General features: G+C 60.1%; 17 protein-coding genes. 12 read left to right on the forward strand and 5 right to left on the reverse strand.

The features are described from left to right. The first annotated feature begins 119 nt into the window (after positions 1-119). From ribF to ispH, 5 genes are all read left to right on the forward strand, one after another. On the forward strand, positions 120-1,070 hold the full coding sequence (gene ribF, locus AB4N43_RS21155; protein WP_027924197.1) for a bifunctional riboflavin kinase/FAD synthetase: 951 nt from the start codon (positions 120-122) through the stop codon (positions 1,068-1,070). Continuing rightward, positions 1,071-3,902 (forward strand): isoleucine--tRNA ligase, encoded by a 2,832-nt coding sequence (ileS, locus tag AB4N43_RS21160; RefSeq protein WP_027924196.1) that lies wholly within the window; start codon positions 1,071-1,073, stop codon positions 3,900-3,902. Continuing rightward, the gene (gene lspA / locus AB4N43_RS21165) at positions 3,895-4,407 is read left to right on the forward strand and encodes a signal peptidase II (protein WP_027924195.1); all 513 of its coding nucleotides are present in this window, start codon (positions 3,895-3,897) and stop codon (positions 4,405-4,407) included. The genes ileS and lspA overlap by 8 nt, the downstream gene beginning before the upstream one ends. A gap of 7 nt (positions 4,408-4,414) precedes the next feature. After that, the gene (gene fkpB / locus AB4N43_RS21170; protein WP_010467538.1) at positions 4,415-4,852 is read left to right on the forward strand and encodes an FKBP-type peptidyl-prolyl cis-trans isomerase; all 438 of its coding nucleotides are present in this window, start codon (positions 4,415-4,417) and stop codon (positions 4,850-4,852) included. A gap of 147 nt (positions 4,853-4,999) precedes the next feature. Further along, positions 5,000-5,947, forward strand: coding sequence for a 4-hydroxy-3-methylbut-2-enyl diphosphate reductase (ispH, locus tag AB4N43_RS21175; RefSeq protein ID WP_027924193.1), 948 nt, complete (start codon positions 5,000-5,002; stop codon positions 5,945-5,947). On the opposite strand, the gene AB4N43_RS21180 is transcribed toward ispH, so the two are convergent. After that, positions 5,944-6,462, reverse strand: coding sequence for a GspH/FimT family pseudopilin (locus AB4N43_RS21180; RefSeq protein WP_027924192.1), 519 nt, complete (start codon positions 6,460-6,462; stop codon positions 5,944-5,946). The genes ispH and AB4N43_RS21180 overlap by 4 nt on opposite strands. 130 nt (positions 6,463-6,592) lie before the next feature. On the opposite strand from AB4N43_RS21180, the gene AB4N43_RS21185 reads away from it, so the two are divergent. The 7 genes from AB4N43_RS21185 to thiO are packed head-to-tail and all read left to right on the forward strand — an operon-like array spanning position 6,593 to position 13,340. After that, complete coding sequence (locus tag AB4N43_RS21185) at positions 6,593-7,066, forward strand: GspH/FimT family pseudopilin (RefSeq protein WP_027924191.1); 474 nt, start codon at positions 6,593-6,595, stop codon at positions 7,064-7,066. Further along, positions 7,063-7,512 carry a type IV pilus modification protein PilV gene (pilV, locus tag AB4N43_RS21190; protein WP_027924190.1) on the forward strand — a complete coding sequence of 150 codons (450 nt, stop codon included), beginning with the start codon at positions 7,063-7,065 and terminating at the stop codon, positions 7,510-7,512. Before AB4N43_RS21185 ends, pilV begins: the two co-directional genes overlap by 4 nt. Then, a complete protein-coding gene (locus AB4N43_RS21195; protein WP_027924189.1) occupies positions 7,509-8,222 on the forward strand; it encodes a PilW family protein in 714 nt (237 codons plus the stop codon). Before pilV ends, AB4N43_RS21195 begins: the two co-directional genes overlap by 4 nt. Next, positions 8,219-8,689 (forward strand): pilus assembly PilX family protein, encoded by a 471-nt coding sequence (locus AB4N43_RS21200; protein ID WP_027924188.1) that lies wholly within the window; start codon positions 8,219-8,221, stop codon positions 8,687-8,689. The genes AB4N43_RS21195 and AB4N43_RS21200 overlap by 4 nt, the downstream gene beginning before the upstream one ends. Further along, a complete protein-coding gene (locus AB4N43_RS21205) occupies positions 8,676-11,768 on the forward strand; it encodes a pilus assembly protein (protein ID WP_460151915.1) in 3,093 nt (1,030 codons plus the stop codon). Before AB4N43_RS21200 ends, AB4N43_RS21205 begins: the two co-directional genes overlap by 14 nt. A 14-nt stretch (positions 11,769-11,782) precedes the next feature. Next, positions 11,783-12,184, forward strand: a complete 402-nt coding sequence (locus tag AB4N43_RS21210; RefSeq protein WP_027924186.1) for a type IV pilin protein — start codon at positions 11,783-11,785, stop codon at positions 12,182-12,184. A 55-nt stretch (positions 12,185-12,239) separates the two neighbouring features. Then, positions 12,240-13,340, forward strand: a complete 1,101-nt coding sequence (gene thiO, locus AB4N43_RS21215; protein ID WP_194940750.1) for a glycine oxidase ThiO — start codon at positions 12,240-12,242, stop codon at positions 13,338-13,340. Between the two features lie 72 nt (positions 13,341-13,412). On the opposite strand, the gene AB4N43_RS21220 is transcribed toward thiO, so the two are convergent. From AB4N43_RS21220 to AB4N43_RS21235, 4 genes are all read right to left on the reverse strand, one after another. Then, positions 13,413-14,753, reverse strand: a complete 1,341-nt coding sequence (locus AB4N43_RS21220) for a sigma-54-dependent transcriptional regulator (RefSeq protein ID WP_460151916.1) — start codon at positions 14,751-14,753, stop codon at positions 13,413-13,415. Positions 14,754-14,755: 2 nt separating this feature from the next. Continuing rightward, positions 14,756-16,345: a sensor histidine kinase gene (locus tag AB4N43_RS21225; protein WP_027924183.1), complete on the reverse strand. Its 1,590-nt coding sequence runs from the start codon at positions 16,343-16,345 to the stop codon at positions 14,756-14,758. Then, positions 16,335-16,568 (reverse strand): PP0621 family protein, encoded by a 234-nt coding sequence (locus AB4N43_RS21230; RefSeq protein WP_027924182.1) that lies wholly within the window; start codon positions 16,566-16,568, stop codon positions 16,335-16,337. The genes AB4N43_RS21225 and AB4N43_RS21230 overlap by 11 nt, the downstream gene beginning before the upstream one ends. Positions 16,569-16,690: 122 nt before the next feature. Next, positions 16,691-17,713 (reverse strand): outer membrane protein assembly factor BamD, encoded by a 1,023-nt coding sequence (locus AB4N43_RS21235; RefSeq protein ID WP_027924181.1) that lies wholly within the window; start codon positions 17,711-17,713, stop codon positions 16,691-16,693. Positions 17,714-17,828 lie beyond the last annotated feature (115 nt).

The raw sequence follows: 17,828 nt of genomic DNA on the forward strand, positions 1-17,828 counted from the left end.
CTCGATAAACACGGGCGAGCCGGTGGTTTTGTCGGCTCGATCACTTTGGTTACGGTGTTGCCTGTCGTCGGCCGCCGGGTGTGGTTATAATCGACCACTTTATGAGCAAGAAGCGCGTTATGCAGCTGGTTCGAGGCCTCCAAAATCTGCGCCCCCAGCATCGGGGCTGTGTCGCCACTATTGGCAACTTTGACGGTGTTCACCGTGGCCACCAGGCTATCCTGGCGAGGCTGCGTGAACGTGCGCTCGAGTTGGGCGTGCCGAGCTGCGTGGTGATTTTTGAGCCGCAGCCGCGAGAATTCTTCGCCCCGGACACGGCCCCGGCCCGTCTGGCCCGGCTGCGGGACAAACTGCAGCTGCTGGCCGACGAAGGTGTCGACCGCGTCCTGTGCCTGGCCTTCAACCAGCGGCTGAGCAAGCTCAGCGCCAGCGAATTCGTCGATACCATTCTGGTGGACGGCCTTGGTGTGCAGCACCTTGAGGTCGGTGACGACTTCCGCTTCGGCTGTGACCGCGTTGGCGATTTCGATTTCCTGCAACAGGCCGGCATCGTTCAGGGCTTTACCGTGGAAGCTGCGCAAACCGTCGAACTGGACGGCATTCGCGTCAGCAGCACCCAGGTCCGCAATGCCCTGGCCGCTGCCGATTTCGTCCTGGCCGAGCGACTGCTCGGGCGGCCGTTCCAGATTACTGGCCGGGTGCTACATGGCCAGAAGCTGGCGCGCCAGCTGGGTACGCCCACGGCCAACATACAACTCAAGCGTCGTCGCGTGCCGCTGACCGGGGTTTACCTGGTCAACGTCGACATCGACGGCAAGACCTGGCCAGGCGTCGCCAATATCGGCGTGCGACCAACGGTCCAAGGGGATGGCAAAGCCCACCTCGAAGTGCATCTTTTAGATTTTGCCGGCGATCTGTATGACCGGCGTTTGACGGTGGTCTTCCACCACAAGCTGCGTGAAGAGCAGCGTTTTGCCTCTCTGGAGGCGCTTAAGACGGCGATCAATGCGGATGTCGCCGCCGCCCGTGCCCTGTCGCACCTAGCGCCAATCGCTAATGAAGAGCCTTAAATGACCGACTATAAAGCCACGCTAAACCTTCCGGACACCGCCTTCCCAATGAAGGCCGGCCTGCCTCAGCGCGAACCGCAGATTCTGCAGCGCTGGGACAGCATTGGCCTGTACGGTAAGTTGCGCGAGATTGGCAAGGATCGTCCGAAGTTCGTACTTCACGACGGTCCTCCGTACGCCAACGGCACGATTCACATCGGTCATGCGTTGAACAAGATTCTCAAGGACATGATCATCCGCTCGAAGACCCTGTCGGGTTTCGATGCGCCTTATGTTCCGGGCTGGGACTGCCACGGCCTGCCGATCGAGCACAAAGTCGAAGTGACCCACGGCAAGAACCTGGGCGCGGACAAGACCCGCGAACTGTGCCGTGCCTACGCCACCGAGCAGATCGAAGGGCAGAAATCCGAATTCATCCGTCTGGGCGTGTTGGGCGACTTCGCCAACCCGTACAAGACCATGGACTTCAAGAACGAAGCCGGTGAAATCCGTGCCCTGGCTGAAATCGTCAAGGGCGGCTTCGTGTTCAAGGGCCTCAAGCCTGTGAACTGGTGCTTCGACTGCGGTTCGGCCCTGGCTGAAGCGGAAGTCGAGTACGAGAACAAGAAGTCCTCGACCATCGACGTAGCGTTCCCGATCGCCGACGAAGCCAAACTGGCTGCCGCATTCGGTCTGTCGTCGCTGGACAAGCCGGCTTCGATCGTGATCTGGACCACCACCCCGTGGACCATCCCGGCCAACCAGGCGCTGAACGTTCACCCGGAATTCAACTACGCCCTGGTCGACGTCGGCGACAAACTGCTGGTACTGGCGGAAGAGCTGGTCGAGTCGTGCCTGGCCCGTTACAGCCTGGAAGGTTCGGTCATCGCGACCACCACCGGTAAAGAACTGGAACTGATCAATTTCCGTCACCCGTTCTACGATCGCCTGTCGCCGGTTTACCTGGCCGAGTACGTTGAACTGGGCGCTGGCACCGGCGTGGTTCACTCCGCACCGGCCTACGGCGTGGACGACTTTGTGACCTGCAAGAAGTACGGCATGGTCAACGACGACATCCTCAATCCGGTACAAAGCAACGGCGTTTATGTGCCGTCGCTGGAGTTCTTTGGCGGCCAGTTCATCTGGAAAGCCAACCCGGCCATCGTCGATAAACTGACTGAAGTCGGTGCGCTGCTGCACACCACCATCATCGAACACAGCTACATGCACTGCTGGCGTCACAAGACCCCGTTGATCTACCGCGCCACCGCGCAGTGGTTCATCGGCATGGACAAAGAGCCTGCGACCGGCGACACCCTGCGCAAGCGGGCGATCAAAGCCATCGAAGACACCAAGTTCGTTCCGGCCTGGGGCCAGGCGCGCCTGCACTCGATGATCGCCAACCGTCCCGACTGGTGCATCTCCCGTCAGCGCAACTGGGGCGTGCCGATCCCGTTCTTCCTGAACAAGGAAAGCGGCGAACTGCACCCACGCACTGCCGAGCTGATGGAAGAAGTTGCCAAGCGCGTCGAAGTCGAAGGCATCGAAGCCTGGTTCAAGATGGACGCCGCCGAACTGCTCGGTGACGAAGCGCCGCTTTACGACAAAATCAGCGACACCCTGGACGTCTGGTTCGATTCGGGCACCACGCACTGGCACGTCCTGCGCGGTTCGCACCCGATGGGCCACGAAACCGGTCCACGTGCCGACCTGTACCTGGAAGGCTCGGACCAACACCGTGGCTGGTTCCACTCGTCGTTGCTGACCGGTTGCGCCATCGACAACCACGCGCCGTACCGCGAACTGCTGACCCACGGCTTCACTGTCGATGAGTCCGGTCGCAAGATGTCTAAATCGTTGGGCAACGTGATTGCTCCGCAAAAGGTCAACGACACCCTGGGCGCCGACATCATGCGTCTGTGGGTGGCTTCCACCGATTACTCGGGTGAAATGGCGGTGTCCGAGCAGATCCTGCAGCGCAGTGCGGACGCCTACCGGCGTATCCGTAACACCGCGCGCTTCCTGCTCTCGAACCTGACCGGTTTCAACCCGGCCACCGACATCCTGCCGGCCGAAGACATGCTGGCGCTGGACCGTTGGGCCGTGGACCGCACCCTGTTGCTGCAACGCGAGCTGCAAGAGCACTACGGCGAATACCGCTTCTGGAACGTCTACTCCAAGATCCACAACTTCTGCGTGCAGGAGCTGGGTGGTTTCTACCTCGACATCATCAAGGACCGTCAGTACACCACTGGCGCCAACAGCAAGGCCCGTCGTTCGGCGCAAACCGCGCTGTACCACATCTCCGAAGCGCTGGTGCGCTGGATCGCGCCGATCCTCGCGTTCACCGCTGACGAACTGTGGGAATACCTGCCGGGCGAGCGTAACGAGTCGGTGATGCTCAACACCTGGTACGAAGGTCTGACCGAGCTGCCGGAAGGCGTCGAGCTGGACCGCGCCTACTGGGAGCGGATCATGGCCGTCAAGGTAGCCGTCAACAAGGAAATGGAAATCCAGCGCGCGGCCAAGGCTGTCGGTGGCAACCTGCAAGCCGAAGTGACGCTGTTTGCCGATGACGCGCTGAGCGCCGACCTGGCCAAACTGAGCAACGAACTGCGCTTCGTGCTGATCACCTCGACCGCGACCGTTGCGCCGTTTGTACTGGCACCGGCCGATGCGGTAGTCACCGAAGTCAGCGGCTTGAAGCTGCAAGTGGTCAAGTCCAGCCACGCCAAGTGCGCCCGTTGCTGGCACTGCCGTGAAGACGTCGGCGTGAACCCGGAGCATCCGGAAATCTGCGGTCGTTGCGTCGACAACATCAGCGGCGCTGGCGAGGTTCGTCACTATGCCTAATGCCGTTGGCCGTTTCGGACGGCTGAGCTGGCTCTGGTTGAGTTTGCTGGTCCTGGTCATCGACCAGGTCAGCAAGTTCTACTTCGAAGGCAAGCTCCAGATGTACCAGCAAATCGTGGTGATCCCCGATTACTTCAGCTGGACCCTGGCTTATAACACCGGCGCTGCGTTCAGCTTCCTGGCTGACAGCTCCGGCTGGCAGCGCTGGCTGTTCGCCCTGATCGCCGTGGTGGTCAGCGCGGTGCTGGTGGTATGGCTCAAGCGTCTTGGGCGCAACGAAACCTGGCTGGCCGTCGCGCTGGCGCTGGTGCTGGGTGGCGCGCTGGGCAATTTGTATGACCGCATCGCCCTGGGCCATGTGATCGATTTCATTCTGGTGCATTGGCAGAACCGCTGGTATTTCCCGGCGTTCAACTTTGCCGACAGCGCAATTACTGTCGGTGCGGTGATGCTGGCACTGGATATGTTCAAAAGTAAGAAGACCGGAGAAACCGTTCATGACTGAACAGGTATTGGCTGAGCAACGCATCCGCCAGAACACGGAAGTCACCTTGCACTTTGCACTGCGCCTGGAGAACGGCGACACCGTCGACAGCACCTTCGACAAAGCCCCGGCGACCTTCCAGGTCGGCGACGGCAACCTGTTGCCAGGTTTCGAAGCGGCACTGTTCGGCTTCAAGGCAGGCGACAAGCGTACGCTGACCATTCAGCCGGAAAACGCTTTCGGCCAGCCGAACCCGCAAAACGTACAGATCATCCCGCGTTCGCAGTTCAAGGACATGGAGCTGTCACCGGGTTTGCTGGTGATCTTCAACGATGCGGCGAATACTGAGCTGCCTGGCGTGGTGAAAGAATTCGATGACGAGCAAGTGACCATCGACTTCAACCACCCGCTGGCCGGCAAGACATTGACCTTTGACGTCGAGATCATCAGCGTCAAATCGTTGTAACTGACCGAACACGGTCACCTGTAGGAGCAGAGCTTGCTCGAAGGCGTCACCACATTCAGCATCAATGTTGACTGACACAGCGCTTTCGCGAGCAAGCTCAGCTCCTGCAATGTTTTAATTTCTTGCGCGCAAGACACGAGGCACAGCATGCAAATCAAACTCGCCAACCCCCGTGGCTTCTGCGCCGGTGTGGACCGTGCGATCGAAATCGTCAATCGCGCCCTGGAAGTATTCGGGCCGCCGATCTACGTGCGCCACGAAGTGGTCCACAACAAATTCGTCGTCGAAGACCTGCGTGCTCGCGGGGCGATCTTCGTTGAGGAACTGGATCAGGTGCCGGACGACGTCATCGTGATCTTCAGTGCCCACGGCGTTTCCCAGGCGGTGCGTACCGAAGCCGCCGGCCGTGGCCTCAAGGTGTTCGACGCAACCTGCCCACTGGTGACCAAGGTGCACATCGAAGTCGCACGCTACAGCCGCGATGGTCGTGAATGCATCCTCATCGGCCACGCCGGTCATCCGGAAGTCGAAGGCACCATGGGCCAGTACGATGGCAGCAATGGCGGTGCGATTTACCTGGTCGAAGACGAGAAAGACGTCGCCGAGTTACAGGTGAGCAACCCGGAAAAACTCGCTTTCGTGACCCAGACCACCCTGTCCATGGACGACACCAGCCGCGTGATCGACGCACTGCGTGCACGTTTCCCGGCGATTGGTGGTCCGCGCAAGGACGACATCTGCTATGCCACGCAAAACCGTCAGGACGCGGTCAAGCAACTGGCCGACGAATGCGACGTGGTGTTGGTGGTTGGCAGCCCGAACAGCTCCAACTCCAATCGCTTGCGTGAACTGGCCGAGCGCATGGCCACCCCGGCTTACCTGATCGACGGCGCCGAAGACCTGCAAAAGAGCTGGTTTGAGGGTGTCGAACGTATCGGCATTACCGCTGGTGCCTCCGCTCCGGAAGTGTTGGTGCGGGGCGTGATCCAGCAATTGCAGGCATGGGGCGCCACCGGTGCCGATGAACTGGCCGGTCGCGAGGAGAACATCACGTTCTCCATGCCTAAAGAGCTGCGCGTGCGTTCCCTGCTTTAACGCTGACATAAAGCCTGCTCAGCCTTGTCGCTGCGCAGGCTGACGCGACCTGTAGCGGCCAGCACCACCTGGAGCTGGCTGACCGGTTCGCGGGCTGCGCAAAAATGCACAGTCCCCGCTTGAAACGCCCGTCCGGGCATCTGGGGTTCGCCGATCCCGCTGAATCGAACATATCGCCTGACCGGCCAATTGCCGACAATCGCTCCCCGAGCGCTATCCACGCGCTCAACCAGCAGCGGATTGCTGCTGTCCTCTGGTCCTTTGCCACTGATGTCCAGAATGATCCGCCAGCCCTGACCCCAATCCCCGTTGATGCCGTGAATCACAACGGCCTGATTGCGTGTAATGGCCAAGGTTCTGGCATTGCGAATACCACTGACCAGAGCGTTCGCCGTCGCCTCGCGATGGTTCGATTCAGTGAGTGCTGCGAACGCCGGACTGACCAACAGCAGAACAATTGCGGCAATCGCCAGTCCCATAAGCAGTTCGATCAGGCTGAAACCTCGCTGATGCATGGCATTTCCCTCCCTGGAGTGGTGTGACCCGCGCAATCCTTGCGCGAGTAATGGCAAAACAACCCGCCTGGGCCGGTCGAATGTTCTAGCGTGTAGAAGCAGGTATAGCCGACGGCAACGGAGGGCACCGATGGATCATCGTACAAAAGGTTTCACGCTGATCGAGTTGTTGATCACGCTCGCGGTGTTTCTGATCCTCATTACCCTGGCCGTGCCGGCGTTTACCCGTTCGGTGCAAACCACCCGGGCCGACACCGAAATCGGCGACTTGCAGCGTGGACTTAACTTCGCCCGGCTGGAGGCCATCGACCGTGGCATTACCACCCGGGTCCGTCCGACGGCGGGCGGCAGTGTGTGGACCGGTGAATTGACGGTCTATGACGGTACTGGCACACCGGCCAATGTATTGCGGGTTGTTCCAGCGATGAGCAGCGGCGCCACTCTGTCGCTAACCTCAGGAGTAACCGCGCTGGACTTCAACAACCTGGGCGGTTTGTCGGCACCGTCTACCGCCGTGGTCATCAACTATGTATCGGGGGCGCAAAACAGGACGCTGAACGTGTGTTTGAACGGACGAATTCTATTGGGTGGAAGTTGCGGATGAGGGAAGGGAGCAAGCGTGCACAGGAGGGCATGACGCTGATCGAGGTCTTGGTGGCGTTGTTGATACTGACCGTGGGGCTATTGGGGGCGGCGGCGATTCAGCTCAATGCACTGAAGTACACCGACAGTTCACGGATGACCAGCCAGGCGAGTTTTATCGCCTACGACATGATGGACCGCATCCGCGCCAATTCCGCTGCCGATTACACCGTCACGCCTCCGACCTCGGGCAACCTGAGTGTCGCCCGGGACCAGGACCTCTACGACTTCACCACCAACATCGTCAATTTCGGCGGCGCAACGGCCACCGGCAGCGTGACGCTGAACCAGCGGGTCTACACCATCACTATCACCTGGGATGACTCGCGCGCCGCCAATATCGCCAGCGCGCGCCGCAGCTTTGTCCTGACCAGTCGCGCCACGGTCGACCCGGTGTCCACGCCATGAACCGCTCCAGCCGAGGGTTCGGTTTGATCGAGTTGCTGATTGCGCTGGCGTTGAGCCTGATCGTGGTCTTGGGCGTGGCGCAGATTTTCATCGCGGCGAAAAATACCTACGTCAGCCAGAACGTCTCCGCCGGGATGCAGGAAGACGCGCGTTTTGTGTTGAGCAAAATGATTCAGGAAATCCGTATGGTCGGCATGTTCGGCTGTCTGGGCACCATCACCGATTCGAGTTCGTCGGGTGACTTCAACGCCAGTCAGATCACGCCCATCAGTTGGGACAACGCCAACCTCAAGCTGACCCTGGTGACGGCGGATGTCGGCGGCAACGGCGGGGCGCCGACCTGGACGGTGGTGTCTGACTGTCGAAACTTGGCTACGGCATACACCGGCGCACGTACACCCGCGACAGGGTTTCTGGCGTTTCCGATCCGGCGATTGATCTACAGCTTCAGCAACAACCAGATATTGATGGGGGCCGGCGCCGGCACGCCCGCCCAGTACGTGCTGGTGAACAACGTGAGTGCGTTCAACGTGAGCTTCGGCCTCGCCAGTTCCGCCACCGATGTGGCGGCTTCCAGTTACAGCAGCAACCCGTCGGACCCGGCGCGCATTCGCAGCGTACGTCTGAGCCTGACCCTCACCGACCCGAATAATCGGGTACGCAATCAGACCTTCAGCGTGGTTGCCGCCTTGCGCAACCGTCTGCCATGAGGACGGCCACCATGACGTCTCAAGCCCAACGTGGCATGGCGCTGCTGGTCAGCCTGGTGTTTCTGCTGTTGCTGACACTGATCGGCCTTTCTTCGATGCAGAACGCCACCCTGCAGGAAAAAATGGCCGGCAGCGTGAGCCTGCGCAACCAGTCGTTTCAGGGGGCCGAAGCGGCGTTGCGCGTGGGTGAAAGCGCGGTGCAACTCGACAGCTATTCATTGCCGGTCTGCAGCCAGTGTGCACCGCCGGCCGAGGCCACAAGCATCACGGCCGCCGGTCTCAACTCCAGCTCTGGTGTGACGTGGATCGCTTCCGGCAGTGGATTTTACGGGGTGCAGAACATCGGCACCACGCTGAACGCCGTCAATGTGCCGAGCAATACCTCGGCGACGCTTTACCGGGTGACCGCCGTCGGCATCGCGGGCAACTCGCGCAGCGTCGTGGAGAGTATCTATGCGAAGTACTGAATGGCGCGCCCGCATTGGGCAGCTGTTTTGCGGCATTGTGTTCGGCCTTTATCTGTCGGCCCCGGCGTATGCCTTCACGCCTTCGGATTCACCGCTGTTAAGCGCTGCCGCTGTTGCACCGAACGTGATGTTGCTGATCGACGATTCGGGGAGCATGAACAGCATCCTTTACGCCGCCGGGTTCGATCCGACCGTCACGGGGCGCCCGCCCGCCAAGCAATGTAATTTTTTCCTCGGGCTGTGTTTGAGCGGCAGCGACATCGTCGGTGATTCGATCTTCCTGTCCAGCCTGCCGCAGTCCGGTTGTTCCAGTGGGGCCTACGCGTTTTACAACAACAGCCTGGCGCCGTTGTGCCTGAAGTTGCCGGACCCGGTGGGCAATGAAAACACCCGCTACTCCGACGATTACCTGTCCTACCTGGTGGGGTTGGCCAACGGCAGCAACCGGGACTTCACCACCGGCTCGATCCCCAACGACTACCGCATGAACGTGGCGCGAAACGTGTCCACGGCACTGGTGAGCAGCAACCGCGGCCTGCGCATGGGGCTTGCAACGTTCAATCCGGTAAATAGCAGCAACTCCGGCAATGGCGGCTTCATCGCCCGCTCGATCAGTGATCTGTCGGTGGTGACCGGCAGCGTGACCCAATCGCAGGCCGACAACAATTACAACAACCTGATCTCCTCCATCAACGGCTTGAGCGCCGTGGCCAATACGCCACTGGCGGAAACCTATTACGAAATCACCCGCTACTTCCGGGGGTTGGCGCCGTACTACAACTCGACGCCGGCCACGTACACCAGCCCGATCCAGTACCGTTGCCAGAAGAACTACGGCGTGGTCATCACCGATGGCCTGCCGACGTTTGACCGCAGCTTCCCGACCAACGATCCGCTGGGAGGTGCTCGCCTGCCGAACTGGGATGGCGTGAACAATGATGGCAACAACCTCAATGGTGACGGCGAAGGTGACACGCTTTATCTCGACGATATCGCCAAGTTCGCGTTCGACATCGACATGCGCTCCACCGGCACCGACGCGGCCGGCAAAAGCTGGAACGCGGTGGATTTCCCGAAACAGAACATGAACACCTACACCGTGGGGTTCACCGCTGCGAATCAAATGCTGTCGGACTCGGCGAGCTATGGGCAGGGCAAGTATTATCAGGCGACCGATAGTGTGGGGCTCAACAACGCATTGTCGTCAGCGTTGAGTGAGATCACTTCCAAGGCTGGTTCCGGGGGGAGCGGGGTCACCAGCGGCACCACTCTGGCCAGCGGTTCCAGCTATTTTCAGACCAGCTATGACCCGAAAGACTGGCGCGGCACCCTCAAGTCCTTTGGTTTCACGTCCGCTGGTGCGGTGAACACTGCCGCTGTGCAATGGACCACCGACACCACCATCGTCCCCGGTGCCACCGCGCCGACCTTTCAATCCTGGAACACCCTGAACAACTCCGCCGTCACGCTGGCTTACAGCAGTTTCTCCCCGGCGCAGCAGACATCGTTGAGTCAGAGCTTGCCCACCGGCATCACTGGCAGCGATCTGGTGGAGTGGAGCAAGGGCACCAACAAAACCGGGCTCAAGGTGCGCAGCGTATTGCTCGGCGACATCATCAACTCGCCGCTGGTGTTGGCCTCCCCTGTGGATAAAACCGCATCCGATCTGCTGGGCGACAGTACTTACAGCACCTTCCTGAACACCAAAGCCGCCAATATGAGTGCCAGCCTGGTGGTGAACGCCAATGACGGTTTTGTGAATGTCATCAACTCGGCCAATGGTGTCAGGCGCTATGCCTACATGCCGTCCAGTGTTTTGCCTTCGCTGCGGTACATCGCCGATCCAGCCTACATCAACGGTGTGAGCCACAAGTATCTGGTCGATGGGCAGGTCGGTGTGTTCGATGCCCAACTCAGCGGCGCCTGGAAAACCCTGGCCATTGGCGGCACCGGGGCGGGCGGCAAAGTCTTCTATGCGCTGCAACTGTTCGATGCCTCGTTGGGTAACGCATTCAAGGCGCTGTGGGAAATCGCTGCGCCGACCACGCCGAGTTCGGCAAACGTGTTCAATGACCTGGGTTATGCCTACGCTCGACCGGAAGTGGCACGCTTGGCCGATGGTCGATGGGCCGCTTTTATCTCTAACGGTTATGGCAGCAACTCCGGCGTCGCTGCGTTGTACGTGGTGGATGTGCGTGATGGATCGTTGATCAAGAAAATCGTGGTCGACAGCACTGAAACCACCAATGGTCTGTCGTCGGTGAAGCTCAGAGTCAACTCGCAGAATGTGGTGCAGGCCGCTTATGGCGGCGACTTGAAAGGGCGGTTGTGGAAGTTCGATCTGAGCGCCACGGCGCCCGATACCTGGGGCGTAGCCTTTTCCGGCAAACCGCTGTTTACCACGGCAGGCGGCGCCACTCAGCCCATCACTGCGCAGCCGTTGCTGGCGGATAATGCATTGGGCGGTAAGGAAGTGTTTGTCGGCACCGGAAAATTCAACGAGACGGCCGACAAGACCAACAAGGATCTACAGGCATTTTATGCGGTGTGGGATGCGGACGGCGGATCAGGTCAAATCACCGTGGCCAGTTTGCAGGCTCAGGCGGTAACGGGGGGGGTCTCTGGCAGCACTGGCCAGTTCATCACCACCAGCCAGAACGACGTGACCTACCCGACAGAGAAGGGCTGGTATTTGCCACTGGTGTACAACAACGCGCTGATCGGCGAGCGGGTGATCAATCAGGCCAGTCTGATACTGGGGCGGATCGTTTTTACTACGGCGAGTGTGGACACTACGGACCCGTGCGCCAGCTTCGGTACCGGCAAACTGGTCGAGCTGGAGGCATTCAGCGGTAAGATGCTCAACTATGCGGTGCTTGATACCAATGGCGACGGGGTGGTCGACAGTACAGACACGGTGTCGAGCGGGGTGATTTTCACCGGTGGCATTCCAACCCTGAACGCCATCGTCAACGGTGCAACCCGCAAAATCGTGAACGATTCCAGTGGCGGTATCAGCACGCTGGTGGAAAAATCCGGCGGCGGCAGCCGTCGCATCATGTGGCGACAAATACAGTAAGTGAGAGTTGAGGCATGCGTAGATCCAACCGAGGTTTTACCCTGATCGAAATCATGATCGTGATTGCGATCATCGGGATCGTCATGACCATTGCCGCCCCGAGCTTCACCGAGTACCTGAAGAAGGGCCGGCGCAGCGAAATCGCCGGGGTGTTGTCGGAGCAGGCGCAGATCCTTGAACGGTTCTACACCAAGAGCAATGTCTACACCGGCGCCACAGGCCTGAGCGTCGGCAATGACTATTACACCATCACCCCGACTATCACTGACCAGACCTTCCTGCTGACGGCCGTGCGCAAGGCCGGTTCGAGCATGGCAACCGACAAGTGCGGGGATTTCACCCTCACCAATACCGGTGTCCGGAACATGGTCAACGCCACAGCCGGTTTGACCGCCAAGGATTGCTGGGGTCGCTGAGTTTCCTTTCGGGCGCCTTTTGCGCCCTCTGTCTATTTAACGGTTGGATCTGAACATGACCAGGCAACAGCAAGTGGTGATTGTCGGCGGCGGGGTGATCGGGCTGCTGACGGCGTTCAATCTCGCGTCCGAAGTGCGCAGCGTGGTGCTGCTGGATCGTTCGAACGTCGGGCAGGAGTCGTCATGGGCGGGCGGCGGGATTGTTTCGCCACTCTACCCGTGGCGCTACAACCCGGCGGTCACTGCGTTGGCGCATTGGTCTCAGGATTTTTATCCACAGCTCGGTGAGCGTTTGTTCGCTGCGACCGGAGTCGATCCTGAAGTTCACACCACCGGCCTGTACTGGCTGGACCTGGATGACGAAGCCGAGGCACTGGTGTGGGCCAAACGGGAAAACCGCCCGCTGCGGGCTGTGGATATCTCGGCGGCACACGATGCGGTGCCAGTATTGGGCACGGGGTTCTCGCGGGCGATCTACATGGCCGATGTGGCCAATGTGCGCAATCCGCGGCTGGTGAAGTCGCTGAAGGCTGCGTTGCTGGCACTGCCAAATGTGACCATCCATGAGCAGTGCGAAGTCAGCGGGTTTATTCGTGAAGGCGATCAAGTCGTTGGCGTGCAGACTTCGACGGGGGCCATTCAGGGCGATCAAGTGGTGCTGACCGCTGGCGCCTGGAGTGGAGATTTACTCAAGGGGCTGGGCCTGGCGCTGCCGGTCGAACCGGTAAAAGGGCAGATGATTCTGTACAAGTGCGCGGCCGATTTTCTGCCGAGCATGGTATTGGCCAAAGGGCGTTACGCGATTCCCCGCCGCGACGGGCACATTCTGATCGGCAGTACGCTGGAGCATGAAGGCTACGACAAGACGCCGACCGATTCGGCTTTGGAAAGCCTGAAGGCATCGGCGGTGGAGTTGATTCCCGCGCTGGCGGAGGCCGAAGTCGTCGGGCACTGGGCCGGATTGCGGCCGGGCTCGCCGGAAGGCATTCCTTATATCGGTCAGGTGCCGGGGTTTGAAGGGCTTTGGCTCAATTGCGGGCACTACCGAAACGGGCTGGTGCTGGCGCCGGCGTCGTGTCAGTTGTTTGCGGATGTGATGCTAGGGCGTGAACCGATTATTGATCCCACGCCTTATGCACCGGTCGGGCGTATCTAGTCGCAGGATCTACGGCGACTGTCATATTGCCTTCGTCGGAACGCCGCCCGGAGCCTGCTCGCCAAGGGGCCCTTAATCCAGGCCCAGTTTTTTGAGCCTGTAACGCATCGACCTGAACGACAAATTCAACCGCTGAGCCGCCGCCGTACGGTTCCAGCGGGTTTCCTCCAGCGCCTGGAGGATGACTTTGCGCTCGATGTTTTCCAGATAGTCTTCCAGATTGTCGATCTGCGTCAGGTCCGGCACCCCGCCTTCTGCCGCGCAATTACCGTCGGCCAATCGTAAATCGCTGGTTTCGATCTGCTTGTTCTCGCACAAGGTGTGAGCCCGTTCGAGTACGTTCTCCAGTTCCCGCACATTGCCGGGAAAGCGATAGCTTTTGAGCGCATCCAGGGCGAGCGGATGGAGTGTCGCGGGAGGTCGGCCGCTGTCGGCCGCCAAGCGCTTGAGCACATGGCTGGCCAATGCCTCGATGTCGTCACGGCGTTCGCGCAAGGGCGGAACCCGCAGTTCGATCACGTTGAGCCGGTAGTACAAATCCTGACGAAAACGCTCGGCGGCGATTTCGGCCTCAAGGTCTTTGTGGGTGGCGCAAAGGATGCGCACATCGACCACGGTTTCCTGTTGCTCGCCAATACTGCGCACGGCTTTTTCCTGAATCGCACGCAGCAGTTTGACCTGCATCGCCAACGGCAAATCCGCGACTTCATCGAGGAACAGCGTGCCGCCCTGGGCGGCCTGGAACAGTCCGCGCTTGTCTTCGACGGCGCCGCTGAAACTGCCTTTGCGATGCCCGAAGAACTCGCTTTCCATCAGCTCTGACGGAATCGCCCCACAGTTGACCGGGACGAAGGGGTGATGAGCTCGCGGGCCTTGTTCGTGGATCAGTCTTGCAACCAACTCCTTGCCGCTGCCGGACTCGCCGCTGATGTACACCGGCGCCTGGCTGCGGGCGAGTTTGTCGATGTGTTTGCGCAGGTTACGCATGGGCAGCGAGTTGCCCAGCAGCCGGCGATCAATCGCCGTACTGGCGTCGGCTGGAGCAGGCAGGCGCAGGGCGCTGGTGACCAGTTCCCGCAGGCGAGTGAGGTCGACCGGTTTGGTCAGGAAGTCGAAGGCGCCGGCCTTGAGTGCGTTAATGGCTGTTTCAAGGCTGCCGTAGGCCGTGATCATCGCCACCGGCACCTGTGCGTAACGCTTCTGGATGTGTTGCACGAGCTCAAGGCCGGTGCCGTCGGGCAGGCGCATGTCGGTCAGGCACAGATCGAAGGTTTCCCGGGCCAGCAAGGCTTGGGCGTCGACCAGGTTGCGGGCACTGAAGGTATCGAGTTTCATCCGTCCCAGGGTTATTTCCAGGAGTTCGCGGATATCCGGTTCGTCGTCGACGATCAGGACTTTGGGCCGTGGGCTCATGTTCAACTTTGTTTCCGTCCGTGAGCAAAAGTGATGCGAAAGCAGCCGCCGCCTTGGCGTGGTTTGAAGTCTAGGCGGGCCTGGTTGCTTTCGCACAGCTCACGGGACAGATAAAGCCCAAGGCCTGTGCCTTGGCTACTGGTGGTAAAAAACGGCTCGAACAAATGCCCCTGCTGGTCGGGCGCCACGCCGGGGCCGTCGTCCACAACTTCGAGAACCGGCAATTGGCTGTCGGTATCGACAAACAACTCGAGCCAGACCTGAGCCGTGTCGTGATTCAGGGCGCTGTGGCGCCAGGCATTTCGCAACAAATTGTCCAGGACCTGGGTGAGCTGGTTTGGGTCCATCAAGGTGTTGAAGTCGCCGGAACCCATACGCAGGTGGATCTGCTGGGCGTCCTTCGCGTTCTCACGGGTTTCAGCAACGAACCTTTCCAGCCACGGCTTCAGGTCCAGCCGTTGCGGGACGGTTTGCTGGCGGCGAGACAGTTGCAGGACGTTTTCGATAACCCGATTCATTCGCTGAGAGTGGTCTTGAATAATCTGGGTCAGACGCCGATCCGCACCGTTGAGTTCCTCGGATTCGCGCAGCAATTGCGCGGCATGACTAATGGCACCCAATGGATTGCGGATTTCGTGGGCAATACCCGCCGTCAGTCGACCGAGGGCGGCGAGTTTCAATTGCTGCGCCTGTTGTGCAACCTGAGCGATGTCTTCGAGAAAAACCAGGGTTTGTGGGTTCGGGCTTTGGTCCAGGGCAATGAAGCTGGGTTGCAGCTCCAGGCCGCTGGCGGGGATTTTCAGGCTTTGCGGGCGCAAGATCGGATTGTTGAGCCACAGCTGGAGACGTTCGACCAGCGTCGGGGAAAAATCGTCGATCAGCCGTCCGTCGAGTGCTTTGTGCCCCAGCAGGATCAATGCGCTGTGATTGGCCAGTTGCACTCGTCGCTGTTCGTCGAGCACCAGAATGCCCGTGCGCATGCGTTGCAGGATCAGCGCATTGAGCGTTTCGAGCCCCATCACTTCGCCGGCTCGCTGTTCGGCGAGGTGTTCGCTGACTTCCAGGCGTCTGCTCAGCCCTTGCACCAGCAAAGCCGCGGCAAAACAGAGTGCGCCGAGCATGCCGACTTGCAGGTAATCGTTGGGGCTGGCCGGATGGCTGAAGCTCAGGAGGAAGCTCAAACTGACGATGCCCAGCGCGCCGACCGCGGCGATTAACAGGCCGACACGCCCACGCAGCAGGGTATTGCTGATGGCCACCGACACAATCAACAGATTGCCGATGGCGCTGGCCACTCCGCCCGCGGCGTAGAACAAACCGCAGAGCAGCAAGACATCGACCAGCGCCAGGCTGAACAGCTGCGCCGGCCGGCGGGTGTTTTCCAGGAACACCACCAGCAGAATGTTCAGTACCAGGTACAACCAGCTGCCATTGCGCAACAGGTCGTCATTGGCGAACGCCAGCAACTGGTTGTCCAGGTTGCTGGTCATCAACAGCACGAGGGTGATGCCGATACTTAAACGGTAGAGGTGATAGAGGCGCAGCAGTCGCTGAGCCTGTTTGCCGCCGGGACTGGAGGTCTCAGCGACCACTTGGGCCCGGGCCTTGCTCAAGGTGAGCCTGGCTGCAATACCACTGTTGTTGAAGGCTCAGCGCGCGGTCGCGGGGCAAGTGCACGCCGCAATGGGCGCAACGGACCATGGGAGCCGCCTCCAGCTCGGCGGAGGACCTTGGGGCATTAGCCGCGCCCTTGAACTTGCGCCAGAACCATACTGCAGCGGCAATCAGGGCGATCCAGAACAGTAAACGAAGCATGGTGAGCTGCTTTATGACGAGTGATTCAGCAGTTTAGCCAAGGTCATGCCGAGCGCACAGCGTAATCATCACGCCCACAAAAAAGGAGCCTCGCGAGGCTCCTTTTTGTACAACCTGAGGTGTCAGTCAAACACGCCAAAGGTCATGTAGCTGAACCACGAGCGGTCGCTGCTGTTGCCTTCGGACTCGTGTTGCTCTTCTTCGACGGCATCGCCATTGCCATCTTTAGGCTTCAGCTCGCTCGGAATCGCGTCCTTGGCATCCTGGTACTGCTTCTGCACGTCCTGGTTGGCGCGGGTTTCGCCCGGCGGCAGCGGCGGACGGGATTCGATCAGGCCCAGGGTGGCCTTGCTCAACCACGAACGGTTGTCGGCTTCGGCAACCGAAGGCTGGAACTGACCGTCCACCAGGCTTGGGTGGTTCGGGTAGTTGAGCTTCAGGGTTTCGAGGCTGGTGGCTGCCAGTTCGTCCAGGTGCAGGCGCTGGTAGGCTTCAGTCATGACCGCCAGGCCGTCACCGACGGACGGGGTTTCCTGGAAGTTTTCCACCACGTAACGGCCACGGTTTGCGGCGGCGACATAGGCCTGACGGGTCAGGTAGTAGTCGGCAACGTGAATCTCGTAGGAGGCCAGCAGGTTGCGCAGGTAAATCATGCGCTGCTTGGCATCCGGCGAGTAGCGGCTGTTCGGGAAGCGGCTGGTCAGCTGGGCGAACTCATTGTAGGAGTCGCGAGCGGCACCGGGGTCACGCTTGGTCATGTCCAGCGGCAGGAAGCGCGCCAGCAGGCCGACGTCCTGGTCGAACGACGTCAAACCTTTCAGATAGTAGGCGTAATCCACGTTCGGATGCTGCGGGTGCAGGCGAATGAAACGCTCGGCAGCAGACTTGGCGGCTTCAGGCTCGGTGTTCTTGTAGTTGGCGTAAATGAGCTCGAGTTGAGCCTGATCAGCGTAGCGACCGAACGGATAGCGCGATTCCAGAGCCTTCAACTTGGCAATGGCGCTGGTATAGCTACTATTGTCCAGATCGTTCTGAGCCTGCTGGTACAGCTCGACTTCGCTAAGGTTTTCGTCTACGACTTCCTTCGATGAGCAAGCAGCGGTCAATGCGAGGATGGCGATCAGCAGCAGGTGTTTCACTTGCATGGCGGCTTGCGTCCCTATGACGGCCGCTGTCTTGGGCGGGGCCGTCCTGTTATGATGAGCGCCCCGTTGAATAGCCTCGGGGCAAAAGACGCCGTATTTAACCACAAGCGCGCAG

The organism is Pseudomonas sp. S2_B07 (assembly GCF_054668435.1).